The organism is Streptomyces sp. NPDC100445 (assembly GCF_044759735.1).
Lineage (GTDB): Bacteria > Actinomycetota > Actinomycetes > Streptomycetales > Streptomycetaceae > Streptomyces.
The window spans coordinates 1118199-1140000 of sequence record NZ_JBIVZV010000001.1 but is presented as its reverse complement, the minus strand read 5'-3'; the positions used below and the strand labels follow the sequence as shown (position 1 = coordinate 1140000).

Sequence of the window (21802 nt, the reverse complement as noted above, 5' to 3'; positions counted from 1 at the left end):
TGAGGGGAGCGGGCATGCGTCGTGGAGGGCCTTCCGTGCTCGGGATCGTGCTGGCGGGCGGCGAGGGCAAACGCCTGATGCCGCTCACCGCGGACCGGGCCAAACCGGCGGTCACCTTCGGCGGCACCTACCGCCTGGTGGACTTCGTGCTGTCCAACCTGGTCAACGCCGACGTGCTGCGCATCTGCGTGCTGACCCAGTACAAGTCGCACTCGCTGGACCGGCACATCACCACCACCTGGCGGATGTCCAGCCTGCTCGGGAACTACGTCACCCCGGTCCCGGCGCAGCAGCGGCTCGGCCCGCGCTGGTACCTGGGCAGCGCCGACGCGCTCCTCCAGTCGCTGAACCTGGTCCACGACGAACAGCCCGAGTACGTGGCCGTGTTCGGCGCCGACCACGTCTACCGCATGGACCCGCGGCAGATGCTGGCGCAGCACATCGAGGGCGGCGCGGGAGTCACGGTGGCCGGCATCCGGGTGCCGCGCGCGGAGTCCCCGTCGTTCGGGGTGATCACGCCGGGCTCGGACGGGGTCACGGTGGAACGCTTCCTGGAGAAGCCCGCCGATCCGCCGGGGCTGCCCGACGACCCGGGATGCGTGTTCGCCTCGATGGGCAACTACATCTTCACCACCAAGGCGCTGATCGAGGCGCTGCAACGGGACGCGGAGGACACGCAGTCCGTGCACGACATGGGCGGCTCGATCCTGCCCCAGCTCACGGCGCGCGGCGAGGCCCAGCTGTACGACTTCAGCGACAACCACGTGCCCGGCGAGACCACCCGCGACCAGGGCTACTGGCGGGACGTGGGCACCCTGGACGCCTACTACGAGGCCCACATGGACCTGATCGCCGAGCGGCCCGCGTTCAACCTGTACAACCGGCAGTGGCCCATCTACACCCACTCGTACCAGCTCTCCCCGGCCCGGTTCAACGCGGGCGGCATCGCCAGCGAGTCCATCATCAGCGCCGGCTGCCTGATCCGCGGACAGGTCAGCCGCTCGGTGCTGTCTCCCGGGGTGCGGGTCGACCCGGGCGCGGTCGTGCAGGGCTCCGTGCTCCACGACAACGTGCACGTCGGGCGGGGCGCGGTGGTCCGCGGCGCGGTCCTCGACAAGAACGTGGAGGTGCCGCCCGGCGCGACGATCGGCGTCAACCCGGAGCGCGACGCCGAGTTGTACACCGTCTCCAAGGGCGGCGTCATCGCGCTGGGCAAGGGGCAGCGGGTCCCCTGACGGACACCCCGTCAGGGGCGCCCGCCCCGCGACGCGCTCCGCGCCGTCCCGGCGAAAATGCCCGGGTTCACGCCGTTCGCCCCTCACGATGCAGGCAACGACGTCGAACCTGCGGAGGTCATCCGACATGAGAGGGACCCGGCGCACGCGGCTGTGTCTGGCCGGGGTGATGGCGGCGTCCGCGCTGGTCGCCACCCCCGCCGCACGGGCCGCCGAGCGGACCGACGGCCACCTCACCGACCTGGTGAACCCCTTCATCGGGACGCGGAACGAGGGCAACACCTTCCCCGGCGCGGCCGTGCCCTTCGGCATGGTGCAGCTCTCGCCGGACACCGGGCACAGCACCGGCTACGACTACGCGCACCACAGCGTCCGCGGCTTCTCCCTGGTGCACCTCTCGGGCGTCGGCTGCCGCATCGGCGGCGACCTGCCCGTGCTGCCCACCACCGGCGACGTCACCGAGACGGACTACGCCCGATACGCGGCGGACTTCTCCCACGACGACGAGGAGGCGGGCCCCGGCTACTACCGGGTGGGCCTCGACTCCGGCATCCGGGCCGAACTGACCGCGACCACCCACACCGGGGTGCAGCGCTACACCTTCCCGGCGACCAGCAGGGCCAACGTCCTGCTGAACGCCGCCCAGTCGCTGCACAAGCCCGCCGGCAGCGCGGTGGAGATCCTCGACGACCACACCGTGCGCACGGAGATCTCCGGCCACGGCTTCTGCCGGGACACCGGCCCGTACACCGTCTACACGATCACCCGGTTCAGCCGGCCCTTCATCGCGTACGGCACCTGGGACGGCGGGACCGTCACCCCGGGTGCCCGCACCGGGCACGGCGGTGCCTACGTCCGCTTCGACACCACCGGGGACCGCACCGTCGAGGCGACCACCGCCCTGTCCTACGTCGACGCGCGCGGCGCCGCCGGCAACCTGCGCGCCGAGGGCGGCCGGTCCTTCGACGCCGTGCGCCGCCGCGCCCGCCAGGAGTGGGAGGACCGGCTCGCCGCCGTCCGCGTGCGGGGCGGCACGCGCACGCTCCGCCGCACCTTCTACTCCTCGCTGTACCGGTCCTACCTCGCCCCGAACGTCGGCAGCGACGCCGACGGCCGCTACTTCGGCTGGGACCGCCGGACCCACCGCGCCCGGGGCTTCACGTACTACCAGAACTGGTCGCTGTGGGACACCTACCGCACCCAGGCCCAGCTCCTCGCCCTGCTCGCCCCGCGCGAGGCCCGCGACATGGCCCGCTCGGTGGTCGCGATCGACGAGGACGGCGGCTGGCTGCCGAAGTGGGGGTACGGCCCGGTCGAGACGAACATCATGACCGGCGACCCGGTCACCCCGTTCCTGACCACCGCCTACCACATGGGGCTGCTGCGCGGCTTCGAGGAGCGGACCTACCGCGCCCTGCGCAAGAACGCCGACGGAGTGCCGCCGGCCGAGAACCCGGGCGTCGGCCGGGAGGCCGCCGCCGAGTACATCGCCCACGGCTTCGCGCCCTACGTCAAGGGCCGCCCCTACGCCAAGATGGGCGACTCCGACTACCACCAGGGCGCCTCCGTCACGCTGGAGTACGCCCTCGCCGACGCCATGCTCGCCCAGATGGCCCGCGGCCTCGGCCACGAGGAGGACGCCGCCCGCTACGCGGCCCGCTCACGGAACTACCGGAACATCTTCGACCCCGCCACCGGGTTCTTCCGGGCCCGCGACGCCTCCGGCGCCTTCGCCGGCCCGGCCGACCCCGCCCGCAGCGTCGGCTTCCACGAGGGCACCGCCTGGCAGTACCAGTGGCTCGTCCCGCAGGACCTGCCCGGCATGGCCGCCCTGTTCGGCGGCGCCCGCGCCGCCGACGACCGCCTGGACGCCTTCTTCGCCTACGACCGGCTGCTCGCCGACCCGGAGCGGACCGCCCGCGAGGTCTGGGTGCACGGAGACCCGTACGCCTACTACAACGCCGCCACCTACAACCCGCAGAACGAACCGGACCTGATCGCCCCCTACACCTACCTGTCGACCGGGCAGCCCTGGAAGACCACGGACGTGGTGCACGCGGCCCTGACCCTGTTCACCGACAGCCCCACCGGCATCACCGGCAACGACGACCTCGGCACCATGTCCGCCTGGAACGTGCTGTCGTCCATCGGTCTCTTCCCGGTCCAGCCCGGCTACGACACCTGGGGCCTGACCACCCCGGTGTTCGACCGCGTCGACCTGACCCTGGACCGCGCCTACTGGCCGGAAGGCCGGCTGACCGTGCGCGCGCCGGGCACCTCGGCCACCGACCGCTATGTCCAGGCCGTCCGCACCGACGGCACGCCGCACCGCCGGACCTACCTGACGACCCGGGCGCTGCGCTCGCTGCGCTCCCTCGCGTTCACGGTCGGCCCGCGCCCGTCCGAGTGGGGTACGGGACCCGGCGCGGCACCACCCGTCCTGAGGTGACCCCCGTGTCCTGCGGCCCGTCCCGTCCGGCGGAGCGGGCCGCCACCGGACCGTCACGATCCGTAGCGTGACCGTGCTTGACCGTGATCGTGCGCCGGGGTTTGACTTCTGGTCATCCGTCATCGCCGCGTGAGGAAAGCCCGTGACCTCCGATCTGCTCGCCCCCCTCGATCTGGCTTTCTGGAACATGGAGTCCGACCGGCACCCCATGCACCTCGGCGCGCTCGGCCTGTTCGCCGCCCGCTCGCCCACCGCCGGCGCCCACGCCGCCGACCTGCTCGCCGCCCGCGCCGCCGCCGTACCCGGCCTGCGCCTGCGCATCCGCGACGTCTGGCAGCCGCTCGCCTTCGGCGGTGCCACCCGCGAGAGCGTCCCGGACTTCGATCCGCTCGACCACGTGCGGCTGCACGCCCCGACCGCCGACTTCCACGCCACGGCCGGCCGGCTCATGGAACGCCCGCTGGAGCGCGACCGGCCGCCCTGGGAGGCGCACGTGCTGCCCGGCGAGGACGGGGTGTCCTTCGCGGTGCTGTTCAAGTTCCACCACGCCCTCGCCGACGGACTGCGCGCGCTGAAGCTCGCCGCCGGCATCCTCGACCCCCTGGAGCTGCCCGAGCGCGCGCCCCGCCCCGTCGAGCCGCCGCGCGGGCTGCTGTCCGACGTGCGCCGGCTGCCCGGACTCGTCCCCGACCTGGTCAGGGGCGCGCTGTCCGACGTGGGCCGGGCCCTGGACATCGGCGCCTCGCTGGCCCGCTCCACCCTCGGGATGCGGCCGACCTCCGCGCTGGCCTGCGCGCCCAGCGGCACCCGCCGCACCGCCGGGGTCGTCGTCGACATCGACGACGTGCACCGGGTGCGCAAGAGCGCCGGCGGCACCGTGAACGACGTGCTGATCGCCGTCGTCGCCGGGGCGCTGCGCCGCTGGCTCGACGAGCGCGGCGACGGCAGCAAGGGGGTGGCGCCCCGCGCGCTGATCCCCGTCTCCCGGCGCCGCCACCACACCGGCCACCCGGGCAACCGGCTCTCCGGGTACTTGATACCGCTTCCGGTGCACGAGGCCGACCCGCTCGGCCGCCTCGACCGGGTGCGCACCGCGATGGTCCGCAACAAGGACGCGGGTCCCGACCGGGGCGCCGGCGCGGTGGCGCTGCTCGCCGACCACGTGCCCGCGCTCGGCCACCGGCTCGGCGGGCCCCTGGTCGGCCAGGCCGCCCGGCTGTGGTTCGACATCCTCGTCACCAGCGTGCCGCTGCCCGGGCTCGGGCTGCGGCTCGGCGGCAACCAGCTGACCGAGGTGTACCCGCTGGCCCCGCTGGCGCCCGGGCAGGCGCTCGCGGTGGCGATCTCCACGTACTGCGGGCGCGTGCACTACGGGCTGGTCGCCGACGCCGAGGCCGTGCCGGACCTGGACCGGTTCGCCCACGCGGTGTCGGCCGAGCTGGAGACGCTGCTGGGGGTCTGCGGGCACTGAGCCGGGAGTGCGCCGGGCGCCCGGGGAACGGGGCATTTGGTGCTGGGGCCGTGCGCTCCGTAAAATTCTCCGTTCGAAAGCGGGCGCGAGTCGGAGCGCTGCGCGGGTGATCAGGGAAACGGCAGCGCGATGACGGTGACAGAGGACGGTTCCGCGTCCATGGAGGTCCCCATGGACGTCCCCACGGACGCCTCCATGGACGAGGTGGTCTTCGGGCCCGGTATCGACCCCGAGCGGCTCGCCGTCTGCCTGGACGTGCTGGAGGAGCTGGACCGGCTCGATGTCGACCACCCCGACGCGATCAGGGTGCGCCGGGCCACCTCGCACATCTACCGCACGGTCAAGCAGCGCCGCCGCCAGGAGCGCCGGGCCGCCAAGACCGCGCACGACCGCGCCGTCACCGAGGCGACCGCCACCGGCTCCGCCGAGCGCATCGACGACGAGACCGAGGGCGTCCTGCCCTCCTCCAAGGTCGACGAGGGCCGGATCGCGGGCATACTCCAGCGCCCGCGCTCCTGCTACATCTGCAAGCAGCGCTACGTCGAGGTCGACTACTTCTACCACCAGCTCTGCCAGCGGTGCGCCGACGAGAACCGCGCCCGGCGGGACGCCCGCGCCGACCTCACCGGCAAGCGCGCGCTGCTCACCGGCGGCCGGGCCAAGATCGGCATGTACATCGCGCTGCGCCTGCTGCGCGACGGCGCCCACACCACCATCACGACGCGCTTCCCCAACGACGCCGTCCGCCGCTTCAAGGCCCAGCCCGACAGCGACGAGTGGATCCACCGCCTGAAGATCGTCGGCATCGACCTGCGCGATCCCGCCCAGGTGGTCGCCCTCGCCGACTCCGTCACGGCGGAGGGCCCGCTCGACATCCTGATCAACAACGCGGCACAGACGGTACGGCGCTCCCCGCAGGCGTACAGCGAGCTGGTCGCCGCCGAGTCCGCGCCGCTGCCCGCCGGCGAGCTGCCGGCCTCCGAGGTGATCGGCACCTTCGGCTCCGGCGCGGTGGCCCAGCTCCCGGTCGCCGGCGGCGGCGCGCTGACCGCCCAGGACGTCACCGGTCTCGCGTTGGTCTCCGGCTCGGCGTCGCTGGAGCGGATCGCGGCCGGTACGGCCATCGACGCCGGAGGCCTGGTGCCCGACCTGCACGACACCAACAGCTGGGTGCAGACGGTGGAGGAGGTGACCCCGGTGGAGCTGCTGGAGGTCCAGCTCTGCAACTCCACGGCCCCCTTCATCCTCATCAGCCGGCTGCGCCCGGCGATGGCGGCGGCGAAGTCCCCCCGCACCTACATCGTGAACGTCTCCGCCATGGAGGGTGTCTTCGAACGCGGTTACAAGGGCGCCGGCCACCCGCACACCAACATGGCCAAGGCCGCCCTGAACATGCTCACGCGCACCAGTGCGCAGGAGATGTTCGAGAAGGACGGCATCCTGATGACGGCCGTGGACACCGGCTGGATCACCGACGAGCGCCCGCACCCGGACAAGGTCCGCCTCGCCGAGGCCGGCTTCCACGCCCCCCTCGACCTGGTCGACGGCGCCGCCCGCGTCTACGACCCGATCGTGCGGGGCGAGTCGGGCGAGGACCTGTACGGCGTCTTCATGAAGGACTACGCGCCCGGCAAGTGGTGACCGGCGCCCGGTGGCGTGTCCGGCTCCGGGACACGCCACCCGAACGGCCGTCACTCGGACGGCCGCGGTCCGCCCCGCCCCGGACGGGCGCGTGGAGGCGGCCGATTCGGCGGCGTGTTCGCGGATATCGCCCGAGTGGGTGATTCGCCGGGGCGCACGAGTGATGCGGTTCGTCATAAAAACCCTCATATTGAGGGGTATTGAGAACCCCGCGAAGTGTATTGGTTACACCTTGTTTTCACTCCCTATCGAGCGGATGGCCGCTCATTTGGTTAATCTGGGGTGGACGGACAGCAGCACGGGGTCCCACCCACACCCATCGTCCGTCCTGGGGTGAGCCGGTCGACAACGGCCTGCTCCGTCCTGAGACACCGGCGCCACCGCGTCCGAACTGGCCTTCCATCCAGGCCCGAACGGGCTCGAACGCCGGAGCGCAGACCGTCCGGCGCGCCCCGAGGGTGACCGACACATAAGGAGTGCGCGGTGACACCGGAGAAGACGAATCGCGAACAGCGCCCCAAGGAACGCACGGAGCGCGCGGGCCGCCGGCCCGGAGAACTCGGCAGCCTGGACGTGTGGGCCCGGTCCGCCCCGATCCGCCTCGCGGGTTACGAGGACGACCTCGCCGAGCCCCACATCCTGCCGAGCGTGGACTGACCCCCGGGTCGGACCCGTCGCGATCGCCGCACGCGTGGGCGTGGCAGACTCACGCCCATGCCGATCAGAGAAGCCGTGGCCGCGGACTGGCCGCGCATCTGGCCCTTCTGGCACCGCATCGTCGCCGGGGCCGAGACGTACACCTGGGACCCGGACACCACCGAGGAAGCCGCCCGCACCCTGTGGATGGACCCGGCCAAGCGGGTCTACGTCGCCGAGGACCCGGCCGGAACCGTGGTCGGCTCCGCCTACCTCACCCCCAACTACGGCGGCCCCGCCGCCCGCGTCGCCAACGCCGGCTTCATGGTCGACCCCGACCACGCCGGCCGGGGCGTCGGCCGCGCCCTCGCCGAGCACGTCCTCGCCGAGGCCAGGGCCCACGGGTACCGCGCGATGGTCTTCAACGCCGTGGTCGAGACGAACCCCGCCGTCGGGCTCTGGACCTCCCTCGGCTTCACCGTGCTCGGCACCGTCCCGGAGGCCTACGACCACCCCCGGCACGGCCCGGTCGGCCTGCACATCATGTACCGGGCGCTGGACTGACGACTCGTCCGCGACACCGGCCGCCGCCCGCCCCGGCTCGCCCCGCTACGACCGGTTCGGCAGGGGCGCCGTACGCCGCCACGGACTCAGCTCCTCCAGTTCCTGCGCCACCTCCAGCAGGACCGCCTCCGCTCCCGGGCGGCCCACCAGCTGGACGGCGCACGGGGCACCGGACGGCAGGGTGCCGAAGGGGACGGACATCGCGGGCCAGCCCGTCAGGTTCCACACCGGCGTGAACGGCGAACAGGCGGTGTTCACCAGGACGTTGCGCAGCCAGCCGCGTTCGTGCCACGGTCCGGCCTGCGGGGAGCGCCGGGCCAGCGCCGGGGTGAGCAGGACGTCGTAGGCGCTGAGGAACGGGGTCAGCCGGGCGCGCAGCCGCTCACGGGCGTCGCCGGTGCGGACCCCGCCGACGAAACGGCGGCCCACGCTCGCGTGGACCCGGGTCCGGCGGGCCAGCCGCGCCGGGTCCAGGCCCTCGGCGTCCACCGCCGTCCCCGCCGTCCAGTGCCGCAGCGCCGTCACCCCCAGCGATGCCGGGTAAGGCGGCTCGGCCCGCCGCACCTGGTGCCCGGCCCGCGCCAGCACGCCGGCGGCCTCCCGCACCGCGGTCGTGTACGGCCGGCTGACGCTCACCCCGGTGAGCGGGCTGCGCACGGCGGCGGCGATCCGCCGGGGTGTCCGCTCCTCCCGGCGCTCGAACGCCGTGTCCGCGAGGACCGCCAACATCAGCCGCAGATCACCGACCGTCGTGGCCAGCGGGCCGTTCTCCGACATGCCGAACCAGTCGCCGTTGCCGATCCCGGCCGGGACCACGCCGGGCCCCGGCTTCAGCGTGACGAGCCCGCAGTGGGCGGCCGGTATGCGCAGCGAGCCCATCCCGTCGTTGCCGAGGGCCAGCGGCACCAGACCCGCCGCGACCGCCGCCGCGCTGCCGCCCGAGGAGCCGCCCGCCGTGCGGGAGAGGTCCCACGGATTGCGGGCGGTGCCGAACGGGCCCTCCGTGGTGCCGAACACGCACAGCTCGGGCACGTTCGTCAGGCCCACCACCACCGCGCCGGCCGCCCGCAGCCGGGCGACCGTGACGTGGTCCTCGGCGGCCGGGGTGTCCGGGGTGGCGGTGGTGCCGTCGCGGTGCGACTCGCCGCGCACCGACAGATTGTCCTTCACCGCCAACGGCACGCCGGCCAGCGGCAGTTCCCCGAGGTCGGCGCGGGCGGCCAGTTCGTCGGCCTCGGCGAGCGCCGCCTTTCCCCGGACCGTGCGGAAGGCGCCGACCCGTGCGTCGAGCCGGTCGATCCGGGCGAGGTGCTCGGCCACCACCTCCCGGGGCGTGACCCGCCTCTCGCGGACGGCGGCGGCGATCTCGACAGCGGTCCGGCCGGCCCAGCTGCTCACGGGCGCTCCTCGTTACTGATCGGTAGGGAAGACGGGCAGGGAGAACTCTGCCCGCTGCGGGCACCGTACGTCGAGGGTCCGGGACGGGCCGGCGGGGACCGATCGCCCGGGACCGGGCCGGGGCCCGCTCCGGGCACGGGGGGACGGGCCGCACGGTTCGCGGCGCGCGCCGCGGGGGAGCTGTAGACCTCGTCGGCCCGCGCGGCCGGCACGCACCCCCGCAGCCCGCGCGAGCCCCGGTCCCCGACGCAGCAAGGGAGTGTCCCGCATGCACGACGACCGCACTCTGGTGGAGGCCCGCCTCGGACGCGTCCTCGCCGAACGCATCCGCCCCGCCGTGTACCCCGAGTCGGTGCCGCTCCGCGTCGCGGTGTGGCACGCGCCCGGCGAACCCGTGCCCGTCGCGGAGGGCATCGCCGCCGCGCACGAACCGATCGAGGTGGGCGCCCGGTGGGGCGCCCCGTGGGGCACCAGCTGGTTCCGGGTGACCGGGACCGTGCCCGAGGCGTGGGCCGGGCGGACCGTGGAGGCACTGCTGGACCTGGGCTTCGACGACAGCATGCCCGGCTTCCAGTGCGAGGGCCTGGTGCACCGTCCCGACGGCACCCCGGTGAAGGGCCTCGGGCCGCGCAACCAGTGGGTGCGCGTCGGTGCCCCCGCCGAGGGCGGCGAGGAGGTGTGCCTGCACGTCGAGGCCGCCTCGAACCCGGTCGTCCTCGGCCGCCACCCGTTCCGGCCCACCCCGCTCGGGGACCGGGACACCGCCGGTCGCCAGCCGCAGTACACGCTCGCCCGCATGGACCTGGCCGTCTTCGACGAGGACGTGTGGCAACTGGTGCGGGACCTGGAGGTGCTCGGCGAGCTGATGGCCGAGCTGCCCGTGGACTCAGCGCGCCGCTGGGACGTCCTGCGGGCGGTCGAACACGCCCTGGACGCCGTCGACCTCCAGGACGTGAACGGCACCGCGGCCCGGGCGCGGGCACGGCTGACCGGGGTGCTGTCCGTGCCCGCGGCGCCGTCCGCCCACCGGATCAGCGCCGTCGGGCACGCGCACATCGACTCGGCGTGGCTGTGGCCGCTGCGGGAGACCGTCCGCAAGGTGGCCCGTACGGCCGCCAACATGACCGCGCTCATCGAGGACGAGCCGGAGTTCGTGTTCGCCATGTCGCAGGCGCAGCAGTGGGCCTGGCTGAAGGAGCACCGGCCCGGGGTGTGGGCGCGCGTCAAGGAGGCCGTGTCCGAAGGGCGGTTCGTGCCGGCCGGCGGGATGTGGGTGGAGTCGGACACCAACATGCCCGGTTCGGAGGCGATGGCCCGGCAGTTCGTGCACGGCAAGCGGTTCTTCCTCGACGAGTTCGGCATCGAGAACCAGGAGGTGTGGCTGCCGGACACCTTCGGTTTCGCCGCGGGACTGCCGCAGATCATCAGGGCGGCCGGCTCCCGCTGGCTGCTGACGCAGAAGATGTCCTGGTCGCGCACGAACAGCTTCCCGCACCACACGTTCCGGTGGGAGGGCATCGACGGCACCCGGATCTTCACCCACTTCCCGCCCGTCGACACCTACACCTGCTCGATGAGCGGTGCCGAGGTCGCCCACGCGGCCCGCAACTTCAGGGAGAAGGGCAGGGCCCGGCACTCCCTCGCTCCCACCGGCTGGGGTGACGGAGGTGGCGGCACGACCCGTGAGATGGTCGCCCGGGCGGCCCGGCTGCGCGACCTGGAGGGCTCCGCGGCCGTCGCGTGGGAGACGCCGCGCGCGTTCTTCGAGAAGGCCGAGGCCGAATACCCCGAACCACCCGTCTGGGTGGGCGAGCTGTACCTCGAACTGCACCGCGCCACCCTCACCAGCCAGGCCGCCACCAAGCGGGGCAACCGGCGCAGCGAACACCTGCTGCGCGAGGCCGAGCTGTGGGCGGCGACAGCGGCCGTGCGCACCGGACACGCCTACCCGTACGAGGAGTTGGACCGCGTCTGGAAGACGGTCCTGCTGCACCAGTTCCACGACATCCTGCCCGGGTCCTCCATCGCCTGGGTGCACCGCGAGGCCCGGTCGACCTACCGGCGGCTGGCCGACGAACTGACCGCGGTCATCGACTCCGCCCAGCGCGCGCTGGCCGGGGAGGGGACCACCCCGCTGCTGTTCAACGCGGCACCGCACGCCCGCCACGGTGTCCCGGCGGGCGGCGCCGCCACGCCGGCCGACCCTGGCGACACGGCCACGGCGCCCCGCGAGGGCGGCGGGTTCACCCTGGACAACGGCCTGCTGCGGATCGGCGTCGACGCCCGCGGGCTGATCGTCTCCGTCTACGATCCCGCGGCCGACCGCGAGTCGGTCGCCCCCGGAGCCGCCGCGAACCTCCTCCAGCTCCACCCCGACTTCCCCAACATGTGGGACGCCTGGGACGTCGACTCCTTCTACCGCAACACCGTCACCGACCTCACCGCCGCCGAGTCGGTCACGGCCGGGGAGGACGGCGCGTCCGTCCGGGTCACGCGGGCCTTCGGCGCGTCCCGCGTCACCCAGGTGCTGTCCCTGCCGCCCGGGGAGCGACGCCTGCTCATCGACACCGAGGTCGACTGGCGCGAGACGGAGAAGTTCCTGAAGCTGGCCTTCCCCCTCGACGTGCACGCCGAACGGTACGCCGCCGAGACCCAGTTCGGGCACGTCCACCGCCCCACCCACACCAACACCTCCTGGGACGCGGCCCGCTTCGAGGCGTGCAACCACCGTTTCGTCCACGTGGCGGAGCCCGGCTGGGGCGTCGCGGTCGTCAACGACTCGACGTACGGCCACGACGTGGCCCGTACGGTCCGCACCGACGGCGACCGCGGTACGACGACGACGGTCCGGGTGTCACTGCTGCGCGCCCCCCGCTTCCCCGACCCGGAGACCGACCAGGGCGTGCACCGCTTCCGGCACGCCCTGGTGCCCGGTGCCTCGATCGCCGACGCGGTCCGCGAGGGCTGGCGGATCAACCTGCCGGAACGGCGCACGACCGGCGCGGGGCCGGTGGTCCCGCTGATCACGGTGGACGACGACGCGGTGGTCGTCACGGCGGTGAAACTCGCCGACGACGGCAGCGGGGACGTCGTCGTCCGCTTCCACGAGGCCCACGGCGGCCGGGCCCGCGCCACCCTCACCGCCGGCTTCGAGGTCGCGGACGTCAGGGTGACGGACCTGCTGGAGCGGCCCGGCGCCGACGGACCGCCGCCGCGGCGCGAGGGCCGGCGGATCACCGTACGACTGCGGCCGTTCGAGCTGATGACGCTGCGGCTGCGCCGGGGCTGACCGGGCACCGGGCGGGACCGCGCCGGGAGCACGGCCATCGCTCCACCCCACCGACGTGGGTGCCGCAGCGGGCTGTTGCGTCGCCGCATCGGTCTGGTAAGCATGCCCACGTCCGCCGGCCACCGCAGTCGTCCTCGGAAAGGGCCCCCGTGTCCCACGACCCTGCCCGCCCCCACGACCTCCGCCTCCCCGGAACGGCCCCCGCCCCCGCCGGCGACGGCGGCACGCGGGCCCCGCGACCGCGGCCGGCGGTGGACCGGTGACCGCCCTGGGCCGCAGCGGCGTCCAGGTCGGCCCCCTGGGCCTCGGCACCGCCCCCCTCGGCAACCTCTACACCCCGGTGGACGACGAGCAGGCGCACGCGACGGTGCGGGCCGCGTGGCAGCGCGGCATCCGCTACTTCGACACCGCGCCCCACTACGGCCTCGGCCTGTCCGAACGCCGCCTGGGCGCCGCCCTGCGGGAGTACGACCGCGCCCACTACACCGTGTCCACGAAGGTCGGCCGCCGCCTCGACCCGGCCGACGGGACCGGCGACGACCTCGACCACGGGTTCGCCGTCCCCGCGACCCACCGCCGCGTCTGGGACTTCACCGCCGACGGCGTCCGCCGCACCCTGGAGGCCAGCCTGCACCGCCTCGGTCTGGACCGCGTCGACGTCGTCTACCTCCACGACCCCGACGACCACGCCGAACAGGCCTTCCGCGAGGGCTACCCCGCCCTGGAGCGGCTCCGCTCGGAGGGCGTGGTCGGTGCCATCGGCGCCGGCATGAACCAGACGGAGATGCTCACCCGGTTCGTCCGCGACACCGACGTGGACGTGGTGCTCTGCGCGGGTCGTTACACCCTGCTCGACCGGAGCGCGGCGGCGGAGTTGCTGCCCGAGGCCGCGCGGCGCGGGGTGTCCGTCGTCATCGGCGGCCCGTTCAACTCCGGTCTGCTGGCCGACCCCACCCCCGGGGCGACGTACGACTACACGCGGGCACCGGCGCACCTGCTGGAGCGCGCCCTGCGGCTGGAGGCGCTGGCGGCCCGGCACGGCACCACCCTGCGCGCCGCCGCCCTGGCCTTCTGCGCCGCGCACCCTGCCGTGGCGAGCGTCCTGGTCGGCGCCCGGTCGGCGGCCGAGGTCCACGACTGCGCCGACCGGTTCGCCACGGCGGTGCCGGACGCCTTCTGGCGGGAACTCGGCGAGGGCGGTCCACCGCCGCCCGGGGCGCCGGCCTGAGAGCCGTCCCGCGGACCGGAACCCTCGGGCGTCGCCCGGCGTCCGGCGAGCCCCGCCCCGGCTCACCTGGGACCGTACGGCGGCACTACCGCTTCCGGGCCGGCCCCGTCAGCCGGGTGGGCGGCAGGTACTCCCGTACGTACGTCCGCTCCCAGCACGCCCCCGTCTCCCGCCGCTCCCGCGGGCTCGTGTAGCGGTACCGGAACAGCCGGGCCCGGACGTAGCGGGGCGGGGTGTCCGGCGGGAACGGGGAGGCCCGGAGCAGCCGCAGCGTGTCACGGTCGTTGTCCAGCAGGCGTTCCACCAGGCCGCCGAACCACTCCCCGGCGTAACCGGGGGACAGCGCCGCGAACCACATCAGCCAGTCCAGGCGCAGGTGGTAGGGGGCGAACTGGCGCGGCCAGCGCCGGGGATCGCCGGGCTTGCCGCGGAAGGCGTACTCCCGCCAGTCGGAGTCCTCGCGCGGGGTGCCGTCGAGCGTGCCCTCGACCACCACCTCGTGGCGGACCCGGCTGACGCTGCCGAACGCCCCGTACGTGTTCACCAGGTGCAGCGGGTCGAACGAGCGGTTCATGACCTGCCGACGGGAGATCATGTTCATCACCGGGCGGTGGCTCAGGAACAGCAGCAGCGCGGCGACCGCGAGCACCAGCACCTCGTACCACAGCGGCGCCGGACCCACGGACGGCGCGGGACCGGGCAGCCGCAGCGCGGACACGGCCAGCACGATGGTGATCCAGTTCAGCCAGGAGAAGTTGCCGGAGAGCACCAGCCACAGCTGGGTGACGATCATCAGAGCCGCCGCGACCGAGGCGACCGGCTGGGGTGTGAACAGCAGGAACGGCACGACGAGCTGGGTGACGTGGTTGGCCGCCGCCTCCACCCGGTGCAGGGGGGCCGGCAGATGGTGGAAGAACCAGCTCAGCGGGCCCGGCATCGGCTGCGTCTCGTGGTGGTAGTACAAGCAGGTCAGTTCCCGCCAGCACGCGTCGCCGCGCAGCTTGATCAGCCCGGCGCCGAACTCCACCCGGAACAGGATCCAGCGCAGCAGGAAGAGGACGACGACGGGTGGCGCCACGTCGTCGTTGCCGAGGAACGCGGCGAGGAACCCCGTCTCCAGCAGCAGCGACTCCCAGCCGAACGCGTACCACGTCTGGCCCACGTTGACGATCGACAGGTACAGCGCCCACGGCACCAACCACAGCACGACGCCCGCCCACAGCGGCAGCGCGGAGTCCGCCCCGGCGAGCAGGGCCACCGACACCGCGCAGCCCGTCCACGCGACGGTGGCGAAGAACCGGTCGGAGTAGTGCAGCTGGAACAGGCTCGGGGCGCGTCGGAACCGCACCCGGGCCGTGAAGCGGGGGACCGGCAGCATGCCGCGCTCGCCCAGCAGCGCCCGGAACTGGAGGGCCGCCGACAGGAACGCGACCAGGTACACGGCGGCCAGGGCCCGCTGGAGGACCAGCCGGCTCAGCCAGTAACCGGGTGCGGTGAACCAGTCCACGGCCGCGCGCCCCCTCCCGTACGGCGGCACCGGTGCCGCCCTCGACCCTTTCCCGAGTTGCCGACCGGCCGCGGGCGATGCCCACAATGGGGAAGAATCACCCGGAGTGATGCGGAGTGTGCGGTGCGGATACCTCCCCGATCCATCGTCACGGCCTGCGTGCTCCCGGCCGCTCTCCTCGCCGCGGGCTGCGCCGGCTCCGGCGTCAAGCAGGACCGGGTGGGCGAGACGGTCTTCCTCCAGGCCGCCACCGACCGCGGTCCCGAACCTTTCACCGAGTCCGGGTCCGGGCCGTCGGCCACCGCCTCCGGCCCCGCCTCCCGCACCGCGCCCCCGGCCACCGCCACCGTCACCACCGGCCCGGCACCCGGACGCACCGGCGCCACGACGCCGCTCCGGTCCGCGCCGCCACCGATCGCGCCGCCCGTGTCCGCGCCGCCCCGGAGCGCGCCACCGCCGACCGTGCCGCCCTCGTCCGCCGCGCCGGGCGACGACGGGATCTTCGCCCCGCTGCCCGCGGCCCACACCCTGTCGGGGACGACCCCCGGCCTGTACCGGGGCACCGCGCACGTCGCCGGCTGCGACGTCGAGCGGCACATCGGCTCCCTCACGGCGGACCGGGCCAGGGCGGGCGCCTTCGCCCACGCGGTGGGCGTCTCCGCGGCGGCCCTCCCGGGTTTCCTGCGCGGCCTGACCCCGGCCGCGCTGCGCCGGGACACCCGGGTCACCAGCCACGCCTACCGGGGCCGGCGGGCGGCCGGGTACCAGGCCGTGCTCCAGGCCGGCACCGCCGTTCTGGTCGACGACCGGGGTGTGCCCCGGGTGCGCTGCGCCTGCGGCAACCCGCTGGACGCGCCCACGGCGGACCACGACGGCGTGGACGCCCGTGGTGCCGCCTGGCCCGGATACCGGCCCAGCCGGGTGATCGCGGTGAGCCCGGCGCCCCGGGCCGTCGACAGCCTCATGCTGGTCGACGTCGACGCCCGCCTCTGGATCGAACGCCGGACGGGCCGGGACGTCGGCCGGGACCGGGTCGTGCCCGCGCCCCAGCCGGCCACCGTCGGCCCGACCGGTCCCGGTCCCGACGGTGCCGCGCACACCGGCCGCCCCGCCACGGGCCACCCCGGCCCGCCGGGAGCGCACCGGCCGCCCGTCCGGGCGTCACGGGCACGCCGTCCGCCGTTGTCGTGACCACCGCTCCGGGCCGTCCGACCCACCACCCGGACCGCACTCGAAGAATCCGGCAAATGCTGGCAAGGTGGGCGCATGGCTGATCGGGGAGCGAGAGCCCTGTCACTCCCGCAGGAGTGGCCCGCCCACCCGGACCCGATCCTGGCGCTCAACCGCATGGGCAGCTTCGACTGGGACCTGGACGCCGGTCTGTTCCACATGGACGCCCAGGCCTTCGCGGTCTTCGACCTGCTGCCCGAGGAGTACGACGGCCGCCCGGAGACCCTCGCCGTCCGGGTGCCGCCGCCGGAGGCCGCCCGGCTCGACGCGGTGGTCTCCCGGGCCATCAAGGACGGCAGCGAGAACTACGGCGCCTACTTCCGCATCCGCTGCCGCGACGGCTCCTCCCGCTGGACGCACACCCAGGGCTACATCCGGCGGGACGACACGGGCCGCCCGCGCCGCGTCGTCGGCATCGTCCGGGACGCCACCGACGAACTCGCCGAGAGCGAGGAGCGCAGCCACCAAGCCGCCCGGAGCGAGGCATTCCGGCAGCAGACCGGTGTGGTCCAGGTCATCTCCGCCGCCCTCGCCCACGCCCGCAGCGTCCAGGACGTCATCGACGTCCTCAAGGACACCCACGGGGTCCGCCACCTCGGCGCGGCGAGCCTGGTGATGGGCCTGGTCGAGGCGGGCCGCATCCGGCTGGTCGCCGAGGGCCCCGCGGGCAGCTTCGTCCCCGGCACCCGCGTCACCCGGATCGACGAGCCGTACCCGATGAGCGAGGTCGTCCGCACCCTCAGCCCCCGGTTCATCGAGTCGCCCGAGGAGTTCGCCGAGGACTACCCGATCCTCTGGCCGCACCTCACCGACCTGAGCATCACCTCGGCCGCCTACCTGCCGCTGATAGCCCAGGCCCGGCCGATCGGCGCGATGGGCCTGCTCTACGACGACCGGCGGGGCTTCTCCGCCGAGGAACGCGCCGTCCTCGTCGCGCTCGGCAGCAGCATCGCGCAGAGCCTGATGCGGGCCAGGCTGTACGAGCAGGAGAAGGACCTCGCCCAGGGCCTCCAGCAGGCCATGCTGCCCCGCACCATCCCCCGCGTCCCCGGTGCCGACATCGCCGTGCGCTACCGCTCCGCCGCCCTCGGCCGGGACATCGGCGGCGACTGGTACGACGTCATCCCGCTGCCCGGGGGAGGCCGGGTCGGCGCGGTCATCGGCGACGTCCAGGGCCACGACACGCACGCCGCGGCCGTCATGGGCCAGTTGCGGATCGTGCTGCGCGCCTACGCCGCCGAGGGCCACACCCCGGCCGCCGTCATGGCCCGCGCCTCCGTCTTCCTCCACGAGCTCGACACCGACCGCTTCGCCACCTGCCTGTACGCCGAGGCCGACCTGGCCACCGGCGTCGTCCAGATGGTCCGCGCCGGACACATCGACCCGCTGGTCCGGCGCAACGACGGCACCTGCGGCCGGGTCCCCGTCGAGGGCGGCCTGCCGCTCGGCCTGTCCGCCGAGTTCGGCCGGCTGGAGTACCCCGTCTCCACCCTCGAACTGGACCCCGGGCACACCCTGCTGCTGTGCACCGACGGGCTGGTCGAACAGCCCGGCACCGACCTCGACGACAGCATGCGCGCGCTCGCCACCCTCATCGGCGACGGCCCGGACGAGGTGCGCGCCCTCGCCGACCGGCTGATCCGGCTGGCCGAGGAGCAGGGCGGCGACGACGACGTGGCCCTGCTCCTGCTGCGCCGCCGCGCCCCCGAGGCCGCGCGCGCCCGGGGCCGGCTGCGGCAGCACGTGGCGCCCGGCGACCCCCGCGCGCTCAGCCGGGCCCGGCACATGATCCTGGACGCCGTCCGCGCCTGGGGCGCCCGCGACCGCGCCGACGAGGTCGAACTGGTCGCCGACGAGCTGATCACCAACGCGCTGATGCACACCGAGGGCTCCGCGATCGTCACCCTGCGGGCCCTGGACGGCGGTGACCGCAGGCTGCGCATCGAGGTGGAGGACTCCTCCAGCGCCCTGCCGCGCCGCCGCGAGGCGGGGGAGGAGGGCGTCTCCGGCCGCGGTCTGCTCCTGGTGGACCGTCTCGCCGACGTGTGGGGCGTGGAGGCCCGCGGCGGCGGCAAGGCCGTCTGGTGCGAGTTCCGGGTGCCGTAGCGGCCGGCCCGGCGCGGCGTGGTGTCCCCGGTCCCGGATGGCACCCTGGACGTATGCCGGAACTGCCCGAGGTAGAAGCGCTGACGGACTTCCTCACCGAGCACCTGGTCGGCCTGCGGATCGTGCGGGTGCTGCCGGTCGCCGTCAGCGTGCTGAAGACGTACGACCCGCCGGTCACCGCCGTCGAAGGCGCCCGGGTGACGGCGGTGCGCCGGTACGGCAAGTTCCTGGACATCGGGACGGACACCGGACCGCACCTGGTCACCCATCTGGCCCGCGCCGGCTGGCTGCACTGGCGCGACCGGCTGCCGGACGGCCCGCCGAAGCCCGGCAAGGGCCCCCTCGCGCTGCGCGTGGCGCTGGAGACGGGGGAGGGCTTCGACCTCACCGAGGCCGGCACCCAGAAGCGCCTGGCCGTCTACGTGGTCCACGACCCGCGGGAGGTGGAGGGCATCGCCCGCCTCGGCCCGGACCCGCTCGCCGACGACTTCGACGAGGACCGCTTCGCCGCGCTGCTGGCGGGCGAGCGGCGGCAGCTGAAGGGCGCCTTGCGCGACCAGTCACTGCTCGCCGGTGTCGGCAACGCCTACAGCGACGAGGTCCTGCACGCGGCGCGGATGTCCCCGTTCAAGCTCGCCGCGTCCCTCACCCCGGAGGAGACCCACCGGCTGTACGAGGCCCTGCGCGGCACGCTCACCGAGGCGGTCCAGCGCTCCCGGGGCGTGGCCGCCGGGCGCCTGAAGTCGGAGAAGCGCGGTGGTCTGCGCGTGCACGGCCGGACCGGTGAGCCCTGTCCGGTGTGCGGGGACACGATCCGCGAGGTGTCCTTCAGCGACTCCTCGCTCCAGTACTGCCCCACCTGCCAGACGGGCGGCAAGCCCCTCGCCGACCGCCGGCTGTCCCGGTTGCTGAAGTGAGCGCCGGTGGGTGGCCGGGCCGGGGGACCCCCGGCCGGTGCCGTCACGGCGCGCCGACGCTGACCAGCCGTTCGCCCGCGTCCGTGCGGACCTCGTACCGGGCGATCTGACCGGGGTGCAGCGCGGCCGCGCCCATCGCGGTGGTGGGCCGGCCGCCGTCGCCGCGGCTGGTCCAGCCGGCGACGACCTGCTCGGTGCCGTCGCGGCCGACCGCGACCAGCCGGCAGGTGTGCCGCCCGGAGCCGTCCCTGATGTCGAGCCGCAGGTCGCTGCCCCAGCCCGCGTCCGAGGATGTGACCCGCGCCCACACCCCGGTGTCGGGATCGGTCGCCGCCATGACGCGCGCCGCCGGCTCCGCGTGGCCGGTGAAGGCCACGACCGCCGGGCCGGCCACGGCCAGCGCCACCGAGGCGGCCAGGCCGTACAGCAGCCGGCGCCGCCGCGCCCGGTGCCGCCGGGCCAGCTCGCCCAGCAGACGCTCCAGCATGCGCGGGCCGGGGCGCGTCATGGGGTGCACGAAGCGCGGGGTGGCCCGCCGGTACAGCATCAGCTGCCGGGCGGTGGGCCCGAAACCGGTCACGTGTGCCGCGCACCGGGGGCACTCCATGAGGTGGTCCTCGAAGCGGAAGGCCTCCGCCTCGTCCAGCACGCCGAGCGCGTACGCGCCGACGTCGCGATGCCTTTCCAGGGACCTCATGCCGAATCCTCGTGCCTATGGGTGCGGGTGGGGTTACTCCTTGCTCCCACCCGTACGCAGCGCACCGCCGAATCACTCAAGCCGCGCACAGAATCGCGGACAGGGGATTCGGAGCGGTCCGGCCCGCGGATTGGTGTGAATTCCGGAAGGTTCAGAACAGGTGGATCGCGAGGTGTCCCAGGGGCAGTCCGAGCCGCCAGGCCGGCGTCCACACCTTGGGCCCCTCGTCCTCGCCGACGACCGCGCCGCCGCCGGGCACCGCGTCCAGGTCGGGCGCGAGCAGCTCGGTCTCCTCCAGCCAGCGCCAGGCGTCCGCCGCCAGCGCCAGGTCGGCCGAGGGCGGACCGGAGGGAGCCGTCAGCTCGGCCATCCGTTCGCGCACCCAGTCCTGCCACGGCTGGTCGTAGGCGGTCAGCGACAGCCAGTTCTCCAGCTGCGAGATCACCCGGATGCCGGAGAGTTCGCCGTCGGTGTCGGACAGGAACACGGTCAGCGCCAGCGCGTCCCGGCCGGCCCGGAACTCGAAGGACGTCGGCGGCATCAGATCGCCGGTGCGCAGCAGTTCGTCGGCGATGTACTCGGCGTACAACCAGGCCATCGGGACGGTGAGTTCACCGTCGTCGGTACCGCCCCTGCTCTCGTGACCTCTGTGCTGCATCCTTTCCTGCCCTTCCTCCGGTGCGTGCGCGCCGCCCGGCCGCCCGGGCCGGGCCTCCCGGGCCCGGCCCCCGCGCGGAACGCGGATGAGGACAGCCCATGCCCGGAAGGGGGCCGGCAGCAAGGCGCTTTGCCGAGCCTTGACCCGATCGTCGGTTTCAGCGCAGGTCGGCCGCGTAGCCGGGCAGGACCCGGCGCAGGGCGCGCAGCGCGTAGAACGCGCGGGACTTCACGGTACCGGGTGGGATCCCCAGGGTTCGCGCCGCTTCCGCCACGCTGGCCCCGTGGAAGTACACGAGCACCAGGACGTCACGGTGCTCCGGCGTGAGTGTCTTCACAGCCTCCCGGACGTCGAGCGCCGCGGCGGCCCGTTCCGCGTGGTCGGCGGTCACCCGGGCGTCCTCGGGAACCGCGTCGCCGACCTCGGGGGGCCGGGCCCGGCGGGCCCGCCGCGCGTCGATGGCGAGCCGTCGCGCGACGGTCAGCAGCCAGGGCCGTACGGAGTCGAAGCCGTCGGCGTGCAGCGCCTCGGGATGCTGCCAGGCGCGTACCAGGGTCTCCTGGACGAGGTCCTCGGCGCGCTGGCGGTCTCCGTCGCAGAGCCTGAGCAGCAGGGCGAAGAGGGGGCCGCCGTGCTCGCGCTGGAGCGCGGCCAGCTCGTGCCCGGCGGTCGTCGTCCCGTGGGTGAGTGAGGTTCCGGCCGTCATGGCCGTATGGCAGCGCAGGGACCGGCCGGCGGACAGGGGGTGGACCCGGCCGTGCGACGGACGGTCGATC

The 21802-nt window shown here is 74.3% G+C and carries 16 protein-coding genes; 11 read left to right on the top strand and 5 right to left on the bottom strand.

Annotation, left to right across the window (positions count from 1 at the left end; genetic code table 11):
• The first annotated feature begins 14 nt into the window (after nucleotides 1-14).
• The 6 genes from glgC to ACIQVT_RS04900 all read left to right on the top strand — a co-directional run bounded on the left by glgC (nucleotide 15) and on the right by ACIQVT_RS04900 (nucleotide 7996).
• The gene (gene glgC, locus ACIQVT_RS04925; RefSeq protein ID WP_403747532.1) at nucleotides 15-1235 is read left to right on the top strand and encodes a glucose-1-phosphate adenylyltransferase; all 1221 of its coding nucleotides are present in this window, start codon (nucleotides 15-17) and stop codon (nucleotides 1233-1235) included.
• A gap of 127 nt (nucleotides 1236-1362) precedes the next feature.
• Entirely contained in the window at nucleotides 1363-3684 is a 2322-nt protein-coding gene (locus tag ACIQVT_RS04920; RefSeq protein ID WP_403747528.1) for a GH92 family glycosyl hydrolase, read from the top strand.
• A 142-nt stretch (nucleotides 3685-3826) separates the two neighbouring features.
• The gene (locus tag ACIQVT_RS04915) at nucleotides 3827-5155 is read left to right on the top strand and encodes a wax ester/triacylglycerol synthase family O-acyltransferase (protein WP_403747524.1); all 1329 of its coding nucleotides are present in this window, start codon (nucleotides 3827-3829) and stop codon (nucleotides 5153-5155) included.
• A gap of 129 nt (nucleotides 5156-5284) precedes the next feature.
• The gene (locus ACIQVT_RS04910; protein WP_403747521.1) at nucleotides 5285-6796 is read left to right on the top strand and encodes an SDR family NAD(P)-dependent oxidoreductase; all 1512 of its coding nucleotides are present in this window, start codon (nucleotides 5285-5287) and stop codon (nucleotides 6794-6796) included.
• Nucleotides 6797-7279: 483 nt separating this feature from the next.
• The gene (locus tag ACIQVT_RS04905; RefSeq protein WP_106980896.1) at nucleotides 7280-7453 is read left to right on the top strand and encodes a hypothetical protein; all 174 of its coding nucleotides are present in this window, start codon (nucleotides 7280-7282) and stop codon (nucleotides 7451-7453) included.
• Nucleotides 7454-7510: 57 nt separating this feature from the next.
• Entirely contained in the window at nucleotides 7511-7996 is a 486-nt protein-coding gene (locus ACIQVT_RS04900; protein ID WP_403747518.1) for a GNAT family N-acetyltransferase, read from the top strand.
• Nucleotides 7997-8041: 45 nt separating this feature from the next.
• On the opposite strand, the gene ACIQVT_RS04895 is transcribed toward ACIQVT_RS04900, so the two are convergent.
• The gene (locus tag ACIQVT_RS04895; RefSeq protein WP_403747516.1) at nucleotides 8042-9394 is read right to left on the bottom strand and encodes an amidase; all 1353 of its coding nucleotides are present in this window, start codon (nucleotides 9392-9394) and stop codon (nucleotides 8042-8044) included.
• Between the two features lie 268 nt (nucleotides 9395-9662).
• Here ACIQVT_RS04895 and ACIQVT_RS04890 point away from each other — a divergent pair, with 268 nt between their 5' ends.
• On the top strand, nucleotides 9663-12683 hold the full coding sequence (locus ACIQVT_RS04890; RefSeq protein WP_403747514.1) for an alpha-mannosidase: 3021 nt from the start codon (nucleotides 9663-9665) through the stop codon (nucleotides 12681-12683).
• 259 nt (nucleotides 12684-12942) lie between these two features.
• Entirely contained in the window at nucleotides 12943-13911 is a 969-nt protein-coding gene (locus ACIQVT_RS04885; protein WP_403747512.1) for an aldo/keto reductase, read from the top strand.
• Between the two features lie 85 nt (nucleotides 13912-13996).
• Here ACIQVT_RS04885 and ACIQVT_RS04880 read toward each other — a convergent pair whose 3' ends face one another.
• Nucleotides 13997-15418: a lipase maturation factor family protein gene (locus ACIQVT_RS04880; RefSeq protein ID WP_403747509.1), complete on the bottom strand. Its 1422-nt coding sequence runs from the start codon at nucleotides 15416-15418 to the stop codon at nucleotides 13997-13999.
• Nucleotides 15419-15541: 123 nt separating this feature from the next.
• Here ACIQVT_RS04880 and ACIQVT_RS04875 point away from each other — a divergent pair, with 123 nt between their 5' ends.
• The 3 genes from ACIQVT_RS04875 to ACIQVT_RS04865 all read left to right on the top strand — a co-directional run bounded on the left by ACIQVT_RS04875 (nucleotide 15542) and on the right by ACIQVT_RS04865 (nucleotide 19671).
• Entirely contained in the window at nucleotides 15542-16609 is a 1068-nt protein-coding gene (locus ACIQVT_RS04875) for a DUF6777 domain-containing protein (protein WP_403747507.1), read from the top strand.
• Between the two features lie 75 nt (nucleotides 16610-16684).
• The gene (locus ACIQVT_RS04870) at nucleotides 16685-18754 is read left to right on the top strand and encodes a SpoIIE family protein phosphatase (RefSeq protein ID WP_403747504.1); all 2070 of its coding nucleotides are present in this window, start codon (nucleotides 16685-16687) and stop codon (nucleotides 18752-18754) included.
• A gap of 53 nt (nucleotides 18755-18807) precedes the next feature.
• On the top strand, nucleotides 18808-19671 hold the full coding sequence (locus tag ACIQVT_RS04865; protein ID WP_403747502.1) for an Fpg/Nei family DNA glycosylase: 864 nt from the start codon (nucleotides 18808-18810) through the stop codon (nucleotides 19669-19671).
• 43 nt (nucleotides 19672-19714) lie between these two features.
• On the opposite strand, the gene ACIQVT_RS04860 is transcribed toward ACIQVT_RS04865, so the two are convergent.
• From ACIQVT_RS04860 to ACIQVT_RS04850, 3 genes are all read right to left on the bottom strand, one after another.
• On the bottom strand, nucleotides 19715-20368 hold the full coding sequence (locus ACIQVT_RS04860; RefSeq protein ID WP_403747498.1) for a zf-HC2 domain-containing protein: 654 nt from the start codon (nucleotides 20366-20368) through the stop codon (nucleotides 19715-19717).
• Between the two features lie 151 nt (nucleotides 20369-20519).
• Nucleotides 20520-21026 carry a hypothetical protein gene (locus ACIQVT_RS04855; protein ID WP_403747493.1) on the bottom strand — a complete coding sequence of 169 codons (507 nt, stop codon included), beginning with the start codon at nucleotides 21024-21026 and terminating at the stop codon, nucleotides 20520-20522.
• Between the two features lie 157 nt (nucleotides 21027-21183).
• On the bottom strand, nucleotides 21184-21732 hold the full coding sequence (locus ACIQVT_RS04850) for a sigma-70 family RNA polymerase sigma factor (RefSeq protein ID WP_403747489.1): 549 nt from the start codon (nucleotides 21730-21732) through the stop codon (nucleotides 21184-21186).
• Nucleotides 21733-21802 lie beyond the last annotated feature (70 nt).

What these genes read in the sequence shown, in the direction of transcription:
- ACIQVT_RS04850 (WP_403747489.1), bottom strand. Translation starts at nt 21,732, where the DNA reads ATGACGGCCGGAACCTCACTCACCCACGGGACGACGACCGCCGGGCAC.
- ACIQVT_RS04890 (WP_403747514.1), top strand. Translation starts at nt 9,663, where the DNA reads ATGCACGACGACCGCACTCTGGTGGAGGCCCGCCTCGGACGCGTCCTC.
- ACIQVT_RS04900 (WP_403747518.1), top strand. Translation starts at nt 7,511, where the DNA reads ATGCCGATCAGAGAAGCCGTGGCCGCGGACTGGCCGCGCATCTGGCCC.
- ACIQVT_RS04860 (WP_403747498.1), bottom strand. Translation starts at nt 20,368, where the DNA reads ATGAGGTCCCTGGAAAGGCATCGCGACGTCGGCGCGTACGCGCTCGGC.
- glgC (WP_403747532.1), top strand. Translation starts at nt 15, where the DNA reads ATGCGTCGTGGAGGGCCTTCCGTGCTCGGGATCGTGCTGGCGGGCGGC.
- ACIQVT_RS04865 (WP_403747502.1), top strand. Translation starts at nt 18,808, where the DNA reads ATGCCGGAACTGCCCGAGGTAGAAGCGCTGACGGACTTCCTCACCGAG.
- ACIQVT_RS04855 (WP_403747493.1), bottom strand. Translation starts at nt 21,026, where the DNA reads ATGCAGCACAGAGGTCACGAGAGCAGGGGCGGTACCGACGACGGTGAA.
- ACIQVT_RS04870 (WP_403747504.1), top strand. Translation starts at nt 16,685, where the DNA reads ATGGCTGATCGGGGAGCGAGAGCCCTGTCACTCCCGCAGGAGTGGCCC.
- ACIQVT_RS04910 (WP_403747521.1), top strand. Translation starts at nt 5,285, where the DNA reads ATGACGGTGACAGAGGACGGTTCCGCGTCCATGGAGGTCCCCATGGAC.
- ACIQVT_RS04920 (WP_403747528.1), top strand. Translation starts at nt 1,363, where the DNA reads ATGAGAGGGACCCGGCGCACGCGGCTGTGTCTGGCCGGGGTGATGGCG.